At 69.9% G+C, this 13,196-nt stretch carries 14 protein-coding genes and 1 tRNA gene; 3 read left to right on the forward strand and 12 right to left on the reverse strand.

Annotated elements, in window-relative coordinates; all coding sequences use genetic code 11:
• Positions 1-93 precede the first annotated feature (93 nt).
• The 5 genes from FZ025_RS14385 to FZ025_RS14405 form a co-directional block, all read right to left on the reverse strand.
• Entirely contained in the window at positions 94-1,164 is a 1,071-nt protein-coding gene (locus tag FZ025_RS14385) for a LacI family DNA-binding transcriptional regulator (RefSeq protein ID WP_046977905.1), read from the reverse strand.
• Between the two features lie 66 nt (positions 1,165-1,230).
• On the reverse strand, positions 1,231-2,643 hold the full coding sequence (locus tag FZ025_RS14390; protein ID WP_046977906.1) for a M28 family peptidase: 1,413 nt from the start codon (positions 2,641-2,643) through the stop codon (positions 1,231-1,233).
• A 61-nt stretch (positions 2,644-2,704) separates the two neighbouring features.
• Entirely contained in the window at positions 2,705-3,124 is a 420-nt protein-coding gene (mscL, locus tag FZ025_RS14395; RefSeq protein ID WP_046977907.1) for a large-conductance mechanosensitive channel protein MscL, read from the reverse strand.
• Between the two features lie 128 nt (positions 3,125-3,252).
• Positions 3,253-3,960, reverse strand: coding sequence for a fumarylacetoacetate hydrolase family protein (locus tag FZ025_RS14400; RefSeq protein ID WP_046977908.1), 708 nt, complete (start codon positions 3,958-3,960; stop codon positions 3,253-3,255).
• Between the two features lie 120 nt (positions 3,961-4,080).
• Positions 4,081-4,356, reverse strand: a complete 276-nt coding sequence (locus tag FZ025_RS14405; RefSeq protein WP_104558261.1) for a hypothetical protein — start codon at positions 4,354-4,356, stop codon at positions 4,081-4,083.
• A gap of 198 nt (positions 4,357-4,554) precedes the next feature.
• Here FZ025_RS14405 and FZ025_RS14410 point away from each other — a divergent pair, with 198 nt between their 5' ends.
• Positions 4,555-4,899 carry a Rieske (2Fe-2S) protein gene (locus tag FZ025_RS14410; RefSeq protein WP_104558262.1) on the forward strand — a complete coding sequence of 115 codons (345 nt, stop codon included), beginning with the start codon at positions 4,555-4,557 and terminating at the stop codon, positions 4,897-4,899.
• A gap of 20 nt (positions 4,900-4,919) precedes the next feature.
• On the opposite strand, the gene FZ025_RS14415 is transcribed toward FZ025_RS14410, so the two are convergent.
• From FZ025_RS14415 to thiS, 4 genes are all read right to left on the reverse strand, one after another.
• Positions 4,920-6,788 (reverse strand): SLC13 family permease, encoded by a 1,869-nt coding sequence (locus tag FZ025_RS14415; RefSeq protein ID WP_104558263.1) that lies wholly within the window; start codon positions 6,786-6,788, stop codon positions 4,920-4,922.
• A 65-nt stretch (positions 6,789-6,853) separates the two neighbouring features.
• Positions 6,854-7,639, reverse strand: coding sequence for a tRNA (guanosine(46)-N7)-methyltransferase TrmB (gene trmB, locus FZ025_RS14420; RefSeq protein WP_046981654.1), 786 nt, complete (start codon positions 7,637-7,639; stop codon positions 6,854-6,856).
• 8 nt (positions 7,640-7,647) lie between these two features.
• Positions 7,648-8,442: a thiazole synthase gene (locus FZ025_RS14425; protein ID WP_046981658.1), complete on the reverse strand. Its 795-nt coding sequence runs from the start codon at positions 8,440-8,442 to the stop codon at positions 7,648-7,650.
• Positions 8,443-8,509: 67 nt separating this feature from the next.
• Complete coding sequence (gene thiS, locus FZ025_RS14430; RefSeq protein ID WP_046981659.1) at positions 8,510-8,710, reverse strand: sulfur carrier protein ThiS; 201 nt, start codon at positions 8,708-8,710, stop codon at positions 8,510-8,512.
• A gap of 155 nt (positions 8,711-8,865) precedes the next feature.
• Here thiS and FZ025_RS14435 point away from each other — a divergent pair, with 155 nt between their 5' ends.
• Together FZ025_RS14435 and FZ025_RS14440 are read left to right on the forward strand one after the other, a co-directional pair.
• Positions 8,866-10,686, forward strand: coding sequence for an autotransporter domain-containing esterase (locus FZ025_RS14435; RefSeq protein ID WP_046981655.1), 1,821 nt, complete (start codon positions 8,866-8,868; stop codon positions 10,684-10,686).
• Positions 10,687-10,967: 281 nt separating this feature from the next.
• Positions 10,968-11,041: transfer RNA gene (locus FZ025_RS14440), tRNA-Gly, on the forward strand.
• A gap of 473 nt (positions 11,042-11,514) precedes the next feature.
• Here the strand turns inward: FZ025_RS14440 and FZ025_RS14445 are convergent.
• The 3 genes from FZ025_RS14445 to FZ025_RS14455 are packed head-to-tail and all read right to left on the reverse strand — an operon-like array spanning position 11,515 to position 12,991.
• The gene (locus FZ025_RS14445) at positions 11,515-11,985 is read right to left on the reverse strand and encodes a DUF3106 domain-containing protein (RefSeq protein WP_104558281.1); all 471 of its coding nucleotides are present in this window, start codon (positions 11,983-11,985) and stop codon (positions 11,515-11,517) included.
• 5 nt (positions 11,986-11,990) lie between these two features.
• Positions 11,991-12,413 carry a hypothetical protein gene (locus FZ025_RS14450; RefSeq protein ID WP_053057405.1) on the reverse strand — a complete coding sequence of 141 codons (423 nt, stop codon included), beginning with the start codon at positions 12,411-12,413 and terminating at the stop codon, positions 11,991-11,993.
• Positions 12,410-12,991, reverse strand: coding sequence for an RNA polymerase sigma factor (locus FZ025_RS14455; protein ID WP_104558264.1), 582 nt, complete (start codon positions 12,989-12,991; stop codon positions 12,410-12,412). The genes FZ025_RS14450 and FZ025_RS14455 overlap by 4 nt, the downstream gene beginning before the upstream one ends.
• Positions 12,992-13,196 lie beyond the last annotated feature (205 nt).

Consider the following 13,196-nt stretch of genomic DNA (forward strand, 5'->3'; position numbering starts at 1 on the left):
GGAGCGATGACACCGCACCGTGTGCGCGCACAAGCGCTGCCCTGCGGGTTGGGTCTGTCCCAACGCGACCTGCTCGGGAATCGATGACACGCCCTAGCCGGCCGCCTGCGGCAACGGCGCATCCGCCGGCGGCGCGGTCGAGCCGCGCGTCACCAGCGTGTACTTCATCACCTGGTGGATGCCGCGGCTGGGCAGGCCGTCGCGGCGTTGGCGGATCTCGCCGAGCAGCAGCGCCACCGCCGCGCGGCCCATCGCAGTGACCGGCTGGTGGATGGTGGTCAGCTCGGGCCAGATCGTGGTCGCCACCGGCGTGTCGTCGAAGCCGGCGATCGACAGGTCCTCGGGCACACGCAGGCGCAGGCCGTAGGCGATGGCGACCGCAGCGGCGGCCATGTCGTCGTTGCTGCACAGCAGCGCGGTGGGGCGCGGCGCGGCGTGCAGCAGCGCGGTCGCGGCGACCAGTCCGGAGCGATAGGTGAACAGGCCTTCGGCCACGCGCGTGGCGGCGACCGGAAGGCCGGCCGCGGCCATGGTGTCGAAGAACGCGCGGCTGCGCAGCGCGCTCGGGGTGTGCTTGGGATCGCCGCTGATGAAGCCGATGTCGCGGTGGCCGAGGTCGATCAGGTGGCGGGTGATCGCGCAGGCCGCCTGGTAATCGTCGATGCGCACCGAACTGACGCCCTGCATCGGCGTGCCGGTGGCTACCGCGACGACCGGGATGCCGCGCGCGTCCAGTTCCTCGATGGTCTGCCGCGAGTCGCACAGCGGCGGCGGCAGGATCACCCCGTCCACGCCGGCGTCGAGCAGGCGCTCGGTGGCGGCGCGCTGGCTGCCCATGTCGTCGCTCTTTTCCACCAGCACCTGGCTGCCGTCCAGGCTGCTCTGCTCGAGCACGCCGAGCATGAACTGGTTGAGATAGGCCGCGCTGGGATTGCTGTACAGCACGCCGATCCGCGCCAGGCTGGCGGTGCGCAGCGAACGTCCGGCGAGGTTGGGACGGTAGCCGAGCGTCTTGATCGAGGCCTCGACGCGCTCGCGCATCGCCGCGCCCACCCGCGGGTGGCGGTTGATCACGCGTGAGGCGGTCATCGGCGAGACACCCGCGTGCCGCGCCACATCCAGCAGCGTCACCGCGGAGCCTGCACGACCTTGCCGTTTGCCCATCGTGGGTCCTGGCGATGCTGCGAAAGGGGGAAAGCCTGCACGCATCCCCGCGGCAGGCCGGCCAGCTTACTCCCTGGGCGGTTGCACTGTCTTGGCCTGGCTGCCGAAGCCGCCGTCGGCTTCCGCGGCCAGGTAGGCGAACACCGCGTAGGCGGCGACGTTTTGCGCCAGCGCCTTGGGGTCGATCTTGTCCAGGGTGTCGTCGGCGGTGTGGTGCAGGTCGAAGTAGTCGCTGCCGTCCTGCGCCAGCCACGCCCAGGCGCCGCCCTTGGCCGCGAGCGGGCCCACGTCGGGGCCGGGGCCGCCGCTGTCCGGCGCGTAGTCGATGCCGAGCGGCGCCAGCGCCTCGGCGATCTGCCGGGTCGCCTCGCGCGAGCCCGCCGCGTCGCCCGAGCCGGTGTTGAACGCATAGATGCGGCCGGCGCCGAAGTCGCTCTCGGCGGCGATCTGGTGCAAGGCCACGTCCTTGGCATGCGCCTGCGCATAGGCCTTGCCGCCGTACAGCCCCTGCTCCTCGTTGGCGAAGGCGACCACGCGGATCGTGCGCTTGGGCGCGCGCTTGAGCTGGCCGATCAGGTGTCCGGCGGCCATGCTGATGCCGACCCCGGCCCCATCGTCGATCGCGCCAGTGCCCAGGTCCCACGAATCCAGATGACCGCCGATCACCACCACGTCCTTGGGCTTGCTGCGCCCGGTGATCTCGCCGATCACGTTGTACGAGGTGGCCTGGCCGTCCCAGCCGCAGTCCAGCGCCAGGCGCAGGCGCACCGGGCCGCGCGCGAGCAGCCGCGCCAGCTGGTTGGCGTCGGGCACCGACAGTGCCGCCGCCGGCACCGGGGTCAGGCCTTCCTCGAAACGGGTGATGCCGGTATGCGGCACGCGGTGCGAATCGGTGCCGGCCGAGCGCATTACGAAGCCGATCGCGCCCTTGCGTATCGCTTCCGACGGCCCCTTGCTGCGCACCGCGCCGCCGTTGCCGTAGTCCTTGCCGTCGCGTGCCTTGAGCATCTGGTAATCGACGAAGGCGATCTTGCCGCGCAGCGCATCGGCCGGTGCGGCCTGCAGCGCGGCCAGATCGGCGAAGCGCACCACCTCGGCCTCGACCGTGCCGGCCGGGCTGCCGCCCAGCGCGGTGACGCGCAGCGGCTGCGCGTTTGCGCCCAGCACCTGTGCGTGCTCGCTGCGCCGCTCCCATTTCGGGAACGTCACCGGCTCGGTCCACACCTTGTCGAAGCCCAGCGCCTTGAACTTGGCCGTGGCCCACGCCACCGCGCGCGCATCGGCCTCGCTGCCGGCCATGCGCGGGCCGACCTCGGTGGTCAGCGATTCGACCACCTTCCAGCCGGTGTCGTCGGCCAGCGCCTGCTCGCGCAGCGTGGCGGCGGTGGACAGCGCCGCGGCCGGGATGCGGGTGGTCTCGGCCGCGGCGGCGGACGCGGTGGCGAGCATGGCGGCGATGACGACGGCAAGACGGCGCATGGAGGACTCCGCAACAGGGGAAGCCGCGAGCTTAGCAGCGCGTGGCTGGCATGCGCGCCGCCTACTTGGGCGCGGCGTCGTTGTTCAACGCATCGCGGATCTCGCGCAGCAGCAGCACTTCCTCGCTCGGCGCCTTGGGCGCGGGCGGTTCCTTGCGCGCGAGGCGATTGATCGCCTTGACCAGCATGAAGATGGCGAAGGCCACGATCACGAACTGGAGGATGGTGTTGAGGAAATCGCCGATGCCGATCACCACCGCCGGCACGTCCTTGCCCGCCGCATCCGCCGTCGCCGCCTGCAGCGTCCACGCCCAGCGCGAGAAATCCACGCCGCCAGCGAGCATGCCGATCGGCGGCATGATGATCTTCTCCACCAGCGCGGTGACGATCTTGCCGAACGCGGCGCCGAGCACCACGCCGACCGCCAGGTCCAGCACGTTGCCGCGCATGGCGAATTCCTTGAACTCGCGGATCATGCCCATCGGGGCTCCTCAATCGTTGCGCGGGCCTGTCGCCGCCGTGCAAGCCTAGCGCAGTCGCGCAGTCGCGCAGTCGCCGTCGTTCGCGGATCACGTTGCGCAGCGCGCGGCGACGCGCATGCGCTGGTCGCTCAAGCGACGATCGTGCCGTGGCGCTCGGCGACGTTCTCCAGCCGCGCGCTGAAGCGATCGCCCGGCTGCAGCGCGGCCACGCCGGCCGGCGTGCCCATGAACACCAGGTCGCCGGCGCGCAGCGCGAACAGCTTGGACAGCTCGTGCAGGATCTCCGGCACGTTCCAGATCATCTGGTCGAGCAGCGATTGCTGGCGCACCTGGCCGTTGACCTCCAGCGACAGGTTCAGCGCCTCCAGCGCACCGACTTCGCCGGCCGGGATCAGGTCGCTGATCGGCGCGGAATGGTCGAAGCCCTTGGCGATGTCCCACGGCAGGCCCTTGGCCTTGGCCGCGGCCTGCAGGTCGCGCCGGGTCAGGTCCAGGCCGACGCCGTAGGCGAGCACCAGTGCGGCGGCATCCTCGACGCCGAGCACGCCGGCCGGCGCATCCTGGCCGAGCGCCACCACCAGTTCCACTTCGTGGTGCAGGTCCTGGGTTGCGGTCGGGTAGGGGATGGCGTCGTCGCCGATCACCAGCGCATCGGCCGGCTTCATGAAGAACGTCGGCTGGCCGCGCGCGGCCTTCGAGGCAGGAGCGCTGGCGCCCATCTCGCGCGCATGGTCGGCGAAGTTGCGGCCCACGCAGTAGATGCGATGCACCGGAAACAACCCCAGCCCACGCACAGGCACGCGCGGAGCTTCGGCAGCGGCGAAAAGGTCTTTCATGGGCACGCATCCAGAGAAGAACGGGATGCAGCAGTTTAGCGCGTCAGGTTCGACCCGACTCCGGCAGGCGTGCGGATGTCGCTTTCACGAATCCCCAATCCCGAATCCCCAATCCCGGCCTTACAACGGCAACGCCGGCTTGCGCAACACGCGGTACTCGCCATCGACCACCTGCTGGCGCGCCGCGGACGGGCGCTTGCTGCCGCGCTGGCTCAGCAGCTTCATGGCGATGCCGCCGAGGATCATCGCCGCGCCGACGAACACGCTGACGAACACCAGCCCGGCGAGGATCGCCAGGCCCAGCAATCCGACGGCCAGCTTCACCAGCGGATGGCGCGGCTTGCGCGGCGCGAAGACATGCCGGAACTGATCGAAATTGAAGGCGCGTGTACGCATGGCAGAAGTCTGTGTCAGTTGGAACCGAGGGCGCAGTATCGGCGCTGTCTTCTGTGACGGAGTGAAAAGTTCGTTAAGCGAAAAATTAACACTTCCCTGTTCAATGGGTTGCATGCCGTTGCCGGGTGAAGCGCGGTGCGGGTAGCGAATCGCGGACATGCAAGAATGGCGGCCCTTTCCGCGTTGCCGCCGTCGTCCATGACCGAGTCATCGTCGCCCGCCGTGCTGGCGCAGCTGGAGCAGATCGAACCCGGCAGTCTGGTCGAAGCCGAGGCCACGCTTGGCGGCGAGGTCGCATCGCTGCTGCTGTACCGCGATGGCGACGGCGTGCGCGCCTGGGCGAACGTGTGCCCGCATGCCGGGCGCCGGCTCGACTGGGCGCCGGGGCAGTTCCTGAAGAGCCGCGAAGGACACGTGGTCTGCGCCGCGCATGGCGCTGCATTCGAGTTGCAGCACGGCAGCTGCGTGTCCGGGCCGTGCCGCGGCCAGAGCCTGCTTGCGGTGCCGGTGGCGGTGCGCGAGGGCCAGGTGGTGCTGGCCTGAGTAGTGATGCGGCCGGAGCGCTAGAATGCGCCCCACCAGGCCATCGACATCAGGTTGACCATCAGCACCACCACCGCGGTATAGATCAGCGACAGCGGCGTGCCGACGCGCCACAGTTCGCGCGGCTGGTAGTTGGCCGGGCCGGTGATCATCGAGATCACCGGGTTGGACGCGGTCATCAGGTTGTTGGAGGCCGACAGCGCCACGATCAGCGCGAACGCGGTGGGATTGCCGCCGGCGGCCAGCGCCAGGTTGACCGCGATCGGCACCATCACGATGGTCGCGCCGACGTGGCTGATGACCAGCGAGAACGCGGTGGTCAGCAGCGCCAGCGCGATCTCCAGCGCCCACACCGGCACGCCTTCGGGCAGCCGCGCGATGGTATGGCCGGCGACCCACGCCGCCGCGCCGCTGCTGTCCATCGCCCAGCCCAGCGGGATCAGCCCGGCCATCATGAAGATGGTCTTCCAGTTGATCGAGGCGTAGGCCTCGTCCATGCGCAGCACGCCGGTCAGCAGCATGCCGGCCACGCCGGTCATCAGGGTCAGCGCCACCGGCAGCTTGCTGGTCAGCGCGATCAGGATGGTCAGGGCGAAGATCGTCATCGCGATCTTGAACTTGTGCGGGCGGTGCTCGCCCTTCGGATAATCGGTGACGACCACGAAGTCGCGACTTTCCGAGGCCTGCGCCAGGTCCTGCCAGATGCTGTGGAACACCAGCATGTCGCCGGCGCGCAGCGGCACCTTGCGCACGTCCTCGCGGATCACCTGCTTGTCGCGGTTGATCGCCAGCAGGCTGATCCCGGCCTGCTTGCGCAGGCGCAGCTCGGCCGCGCTCTTGCCGATGAAGCGCGAGGTCGGCGGGATCACCGCCTCGGAGATGCCGGCGCGGCTGGGATTGAACAGGTCGCCGAGATTGCGCAGCCGCGAGGACAGGCGCAGGAACTGGTTCTGCGCGAAATCGGCCACCTGCTGGCGCGCGCCCATCACCCCGAGCACGCTGCCGACCCAGATGCGCATGTCCGCCGGCGGCGCCAGGCGGGTGTCGTTGCCGGTCTTCAGGGCCAGCAGCAGCGGCGCGTCGTGCACCGTCTCGGCCTCGCCCAGGGTCATGCCGACCAGCGGGCTGTCGGCGCTGACGATCAGTTCGAACACATCGCCTTCGATGCCGTAGGTGCGCGCGAAGTAGCTCTCGGTGCGCGCCGGGGTGACCCCGTTGTTGATCAGCTGCTCCTCTTCCATCAGCGTGCGGTCGCCGCGCACGCGGAAGTAGATCAGCGACGCCAGCAGCAGCGCCACGCCGATCGGCAGCGGCGCGAACATGCGCAGCGGCTCGATCGTGGCCATGCCCGAGGGCAGGTTGTTGTTGGCCGACTGCAGCAGGTCGTTGAGCAGGATCAGCGGCGAGTTGCCGACCATGGTCAGCGCGCCGCCCATCACGATCGCCGCGGCGATCGGCAGCAGTAGCCGCTGCAGGGTCAGCCCGGTGCGCGCGGCCAGGCGCGAGGCCACCGGCAGGTACAGCGCCATCACCGAGGGATTCTGCATGAACGAGGAATTGAGCCCGGCGATGCCGGTGGTCAGCAGCATCAGCCGCTCTTCCACGCCGTGCGCGCGGCGCAGCAGCCACGACGCCAGCCGGTTCAGCGCGCCGGTGCGCTCCAGCCCGGCGCCGAGGATGGTGGTGGCGATGATGCTCATCACCGCGTTGCCGGAGAAGCCGCTGAACAGCTCCTCCGGCGCGATCAGCCCGGTCACCCCGAGCACCACCAGCACCACCAGCGCGACCACGTCGGCGCGGATGCGCTCGAACACGAACATCGCCATCGTGAAGCCGACCAGCCCGAGCACGAGCTTCATATCGGTGGTCAGCGTCAGCGCGGTGTCCATGCGGGGCCGGGAATGGGGAATCGGGAATGGAGAATGGCAGAAGCGACGGTCTGACGCAGTTGGCGCTATGCGGATACCGGGGGCGGTTGCTGTTCCGATTCCCCATTCCCTAGGGCCGATTCCCGGTCGTACAGCAAATCCCACACCCCATGGCCCAGCTTCTGGCCACGGGTCTCGAAATGGGTCTGCGGGCGCCAGTCCGGGCGCGGCACGTGGCCGCGCGGGCCGGCGCGGTTGACCAGGCCGGCGGTGGCATCGAGCACGTCCCACATCTGCTCGGCGTAGTCGGCCCAGTCGGTGGCCGCGTGCAGGCGGCCGCCGGCGCGCAGCTTGCGCACCAGCAGTGCGGCGAACGCCGGCTGCAGCAGGCGGCGCTTGGTGTGGCGCTTCTTGTGCCACGGGTCGGGGAAGTAGATGCGCACCTCGTCCAGCGCGCCGTCGGCGATCTCGTGCTCCAGCACTTCCACCGCGTCGTGGTGGTACAGGCGCACGTGTTCGCTGGCGTCGGCGGCCAGCGCGTTCAACACGCGGCCCACGCCGGGCGCGTGCACCTCGATGCCGATGTAGTCGCGGGCCGGGTCGTGGCGTGCGGCGAAGCGCAGCGCCTCGCCGTTGCCGAAGCCAATCTCCAGCACCTTGGGCGCGGTGCGGCCGAAGGTGGCGTCGAGATCGCGCGGCTGGCCGGCGTAGTCCAGGCCGAAACGCGGCCACAGCGCGTCGAACGCGCGCTGCTGGGCGGGGGTGAAGCGGCCCTGGCGCAGCACGAAACTGCGCACCTGACGGCGGCCTTCCTCGATGGTGAAGGGCTTGGGCGGGGTCTTGGCGCCGGCGCTGGAGAACGGATCGGTCATGCGCGGCCTCAGCCGATCAGCCCGTCGACCGGCGACGACGCACTGGCGTAGCGCTTGCGCGGGATGCGACCGGCCAGGAACGCCTCGCGCCCGGCCTCGACCGCCTTGCGCATCGCGCTGGCCATCAGCACCGGGTTGCGCGCGCCGGCGATGGCGGTGTTCATCAGCACGCCGTCGCAGCCCAGTTCCATTGCGATCGCCGCGTCCGAGGCGGTGCCGACACCGGCGTCGACGATGATCGGCACCTTGGCGTTGTCGATGATCTCCAGCAGGTTGTAGCGGTTCTGGATGCCCAGCCCGGAGCCGATCGGCGCGGCCAGCGGCATCACCGCCACGCAGCCGATCTCCTCCAGGCGCTTGGCCAGGATCGGGTCGTCGCTGGTATAGACCATCACCTCGAACCCGTCGGCGACCAGGATCTCGGCGGCCTTCAGGGTCTGCACCACGTCCGGGAACAGGGTGCGCTGGTCGCCGAGCACTTCCAGCTTGGTCAGGTTGTGGCCGTCGAGCAGTTCGCGCGCCAGGCGGCAGGTGCGCACCGCGTCTTCGGCGGTGTAGCAGCCGGCCGTGTTGGGCAGGATGGTGTAGCGCTCCGGCGGCAGCACGTCGAGCAGATTGGGCTCGCCCGGATTCTGGCCGATGTTGGAGCGGCGGATCGCCACGGTGACGATTTGCGCGGCGGCGGCCTCGGTGGCCTGCCGGGTCTGTTCGAGGTCGGCGAACTTGCCGGTGCCGGTGAGCAGGCGCGAGCGGTAGGGCTTGCCGGCGATCAGCAGCGCATCGTGGGGGGCGGGAGCGTTCATCGCCGGATTATCGCCCATCGCACCCGGCGCTGCCGAGTCGGGCGCCGCGCATCGCGCCGCGCGGGATTCAGCCGCCGCCCAGCGCGTGCACGATCTCGATCCGGTCGCCGTCGCGCAGCGCGTGCGCGGCATGCGCGCCGCGCGGCACGATCGTGCCGTTGACCTCGACCGCGACCCGGCGCTGCGCCAGCCCTTCCTCGAGCAGCAGGGCGGCGACGGTGGTGTGGGGCTGCAAGGGGCGGACCTGGCCGTTCAATTCGATGTTCATGGCATCCATTGTGCAATGCATGCCGCCGCGCGCGCGATGTATTGCGGCAGTGCAACGTGAGCGTGAGGGGCAGAGGTGAAATCATGCCTGCCATGCGGCTGCGTATGTTCTGGCCGCTCCCTGCGTCACCGTCATTATCGCCTGGGAGGGCATCCATGACTTCGTCCATCCGTCCACTCCGTTCGCTGCTGGCTGCCGCGATCGTGCTCGCCGCCGCACCCGCGTTCGCGCAGCAGACCTACAGCCGCACCGTGTTCTTCGGCGACAGCCTGACCGACGCCGGCTACTACCGGCCGCTGCTGCCGGCCTCGGCGCAGGCGGTGACCGGCCAGTTCACGACCAATCCGGACTGGGTCTGGGCGCAGTACATCGCCGACTACTACGGCACCAACGGCCACGCCAACGGCAATGGCCAGATCGGCGACGACTACGCTGCCGGCAACGCCCGCGTCGGCGTGGCCAATCCCAGCGCGCTGGGCGTGGCGCCGTCGCTGGCCACGCAGGCCAGCAACTATCTGGCCGCCAACGGCGGCAAGGCCGACCCGAACGCGCTGTACAGCGTGTGGGGCGGCGCCAACGACCTGCTCGCGGTGGCGGACGGCGCACCGGCGCAGAGCACCATCGGCAGCGCGGTGACCTCGGAGGTGGGCATCGTCGCCAGCCTGCGGGGCGCCGGCGCGCGCTATGTCCTGGTCGCCGCCATTCCCGACGTCGGCCTCACCCCGCGCTTCCGCGCCGGCGGCGCCACGGCGATGGCGCAGGGCACCGCGCTGGCCAGCAGCTACAACAGCGCGCTGTTCGCCGGGCTGAAGAGCGCCGGGCTGCAGGTGATCCCGGTGGATACCTTCCACCTGCTGCAGGAAGTGATCGCCAGCCCGTCCACCTACGGTTTCAGCAACTCCACCGGCACCGCCTGCCAGCCGCAGATCACCGCGCAGTCGCTGACCTGCAACCCGACCAGCTACGTCAGCGCCGATGCGGCCGACAGCTACGTGTTCGCCGACGGCATCCATCCGACCGGCCGCACCCACGAGATCCTGGCCCAGTACGCGCTGTCGATCCTGGAAGGCCCGCGTCTGCAGCAGGTGCTGAGCCACTCGGCCGAGGTCACCGGCCGCGCGCGCGCCGACCAGGTCGCCTGGCACGTCGACGGCCGCGCGGAAGCGGACGGCCTGCGCTGGTGGGGCAACCTGCGCGGCGACATGCAGCGCTACGCGCACGGCGACCTGTACGATGGCCTGGCCCCGGCCGGCCTGTTCGGCGTGGACTGGTCGCGCGGCGAGTGGGTGTTCGGCGGCTTCGGCGGCTTCGGCCGCGTGGATGCCGACTTCGGCAACCGCGGCGGCGACTACACCCAGGACGACAGCACCCTGGGCGGCTTCGCCGGCTGGTACGGCGAACACGCCTGGGTCAACGCCCAGGTCAGTTACAGCTGGCTGAGCTACGACGTCAAGCGCAAGGTCAACCTCGGCCCGGCCACCATCGAGCACAACGGGTCGCCGGACGGCAGCAACCTGACCGCGGCGCTGCAGGGCGGCTACGAATTCGGCCAGGGCGCGTTCAAGCACGGCCCGGTGGCGGCGGCGATCTGGCAGAAGGTCAAGCTCGACGGCTACACCGAGAGCAACCCCAACTCCAGCGCGCTGGGCTACTACGACCAGGACGTCGAGTCGCTGGTCGGCCGCGTCGGCTGGAAGGCCAGCCTCGACGCCGGCGCGGTGAAGCCGTACCTGCAGGCGACCTACGACCACGAGTTCAAGAAGGGCGAGCAGGCCACCGCGTGGCTGCAGACCATGCCCGAGCTGGGCGCCTACGCGGTGCCGGGCCTGGCCATCGACCGCAACTACGCCTCGGTGGTGCTGGGCGCGCGGACCAGGCTGTGGGGCCTGGAAAGCAATGTCGGCATCGCCGCCAGCAGCGGCCAGAGCCGCGCGCACGACACCTCGCTGTTCGTGAACTTCGGCGGCAGCTTCTGAGCGCGGTATCGCTGTTGTCCAGCATGCCCGGCCATGCGCCGGGCATGCTGGACTTCAGGAACGGGCGCCGCCGAAACGGCCCTTTGTGGGAGGGGCTTCCAGCCCCGACGCATTATTGATAAGGCGTCGGGGCTGGAAGCCCCTCCCACAAAAATCCCAGATGCAAGTACTGGCAGCTACTGGCAGCGCGATCGCTCAAGCGCCGGCCCCCCATCGCTGCAGCTCGGTCGCGCCGATTTCTTGCGCAACCGCCGACCCACCGCATAGACTGCACCGGCGACGCGGGCGTAGCTCAATGGTAGAGCTGTAGCTTCCCAAGCTACTGACGTGGGTTCGATTCCCATCGCCCGCTCCAGTTGTGGGAATTTCAGCGCTAACTCATTGATTGCGCTGACTATCTTCCAAGGCTGAAGACGACCTCGAACGACCTCCCGAGGTATCGTTTGAGGTACCGTTTGCCAAAGCCCCACTTGCTGATCAGGCGCTCAGGCCGCTACGTGCGCTTCCTGGTTCCTGCTGACTTGCAGGGGCGAGTCGGCTCACGTTTTCTCGTTCGCGCCTTCTATCCTCCCCCAGGCGATACCCCGGCCGAGGTGTTTTTCAACGAGGACAGCCTTGCGCTTCGTGCGCGAATCCACCGCCTCTGAGTCGAGCTGCTCCCGCATTTTCGACCCGGGCGATGGCGCGATGTAGCCCTGGTATCTGTCGCGACGGATTCGATCGGCGGCCTTGTCGCGATCGATGCCCGAGATCAGCGCTCAGTCGCGGCGACAGCCTGTAAACGGCTCCGAAAAACGCTGTGGCCGCCTCGACGCGCTTGCAGGACGCTCACCTGGAATCCGGCGCTGGCCGGGTGTCCGGGCCAGCGTTGGCCTTGATCCAGGCGTCGCGCTGCGGCGGGGTCATCGCTTCCCAGCGATCGCGCAGCGCCTTGCGCTGCTCCGGCGGCAATGCGCGCATGCGCTCGAACAGCACGCGCGCCTCTTCACGCTGTTGCGGACGCATGTCTTCGTAGCGGCGTGCGCCCTTGCGCGCGCGTTCGCGCTGCTCGGGAGTCATCGTCTGCCAGCGCTGCGCATGTTCGAACATCCTGCGTCGCTGTTGCTGTGCATCGTTCCAGCGTTGCCGTATCGGCGCGATCAGCAACTCGCGCTGCTGCGCGCTCAGGTGCTCCCAGTCCGGCAGCGGCGGGCCCGCATCGGCGTCGGCATCCGGCGGCGGCGGCGCGGCGAACGCCGCCAGCGGAGCGGCACCGGCCAGCAGGGCCAGCGTCAGCGAGATGCGGATCAGGCGGTTCATCGTGTTCATTCCATCGCCAGCGAGTTATCGGAACCCAGCCACAGGTACAGGTCGGGGTTTTCTTCGAGCAGCCCGGCCGCGGCGTCGTCGCCGTCGCCTTGCTGGGCGACGCTCGCCGATACCGCCGACGCTGCCGACACCGCCGTCGCCGCGGGAGCGCCGGCGACGCTCGCCGCCGGGATGGCGACGGGCAGCGCCGGGCGCAGCAACAGGTGCATGCCGAATGCAGCGCCGAGCAGCGCCGGTGCCGCCGCCAGCAGCCAGCCCCGGCGTCGCGCCGGAGCGGCCTGCGCGCGGCTGTGGCTGGCGTCGTGGCGGGCGCCGCGCAGTCGCGCCAGGGTCTGCGCCGGCAGCGCCCGCAGCGAGGCCTGGTGCAGGCGGCGCATCTGCGCGTCGAACGCGGCCGAATGTGTGGTGTCGGGTTTCACCGGAGGTCCTCCAGATGTTTCTGCAACGCTTCGCGGGCGCGCGACAGGTGGGTCTTGACCGAGCCTTCGGAGCAGCCCATCGCGCGTGCGGCGGTGGCCACGTCCAGCTCTTCGAGCACGCGCAGGGTGAAGGCTTCGCGCTGCCGCGCCGGCAGGGTGCGCAATGCCGTGACCAGCCGCGCATGCGTCTGCCGCTGCTCGTGGCGCTGCGCCGGACTGGGACCTTCGTCGGCCCAGTCCGGCTGGCTGTCCTCGCTGCGTTCGCGGGCCGGCGCCCAGAAGCGCAGGCGGAAGCCGCGGCGGCGCTGCAGGTCGATGATGCGCCGGCGCAGGATGCTCCAGAACAGCGGGGTCCATTCCTGTGCCGGCCGCTCGCGGTAGGCGAGCAGCTTGATCATCGCGTCCTGCACCGCATCCAGCGCATCCTCGCGCTGGCGCAGGCCGGCCTCGGCGAAGCGGAACGCGCGTGGGCCGATTTCGGCCAGGAACGCGTCCAGCGACACCGGCAGCGGACGCACAGCGTCGTCGCTGTCGATGTCGGTCGATGGGGGGGCGAGGGCGGGCGTACTCACCAGCACAGCTTAGCTTCCTGGCGCGGGGATACCGTAGATAACGCGCCGCCGCCGCAGGGGTTGACCGGCCATCGGGTCGGTTGCCGCCGGTTGCCGCCGACCTAGGGCGTGTCATCCATCCCCGAGCAGGCCGCGCGCGCAGGAGCGGCCCGACGGGTTGGGTCTGGCAGCCCGTCAGCCGGCGCCGTGCGGCTTGACCCGACCACCCGTC

This window comes from Xanthomonas hyacinthi (assembly GCF_009769165.1).
Classification (GTDB): Bacteria; Pseudomonadota; Gammaproteobacteria; order Xanthomonadales; family Xanthomonadaceae; genus Xanthomonas_A; species Xanthomonas_A hyacinthi.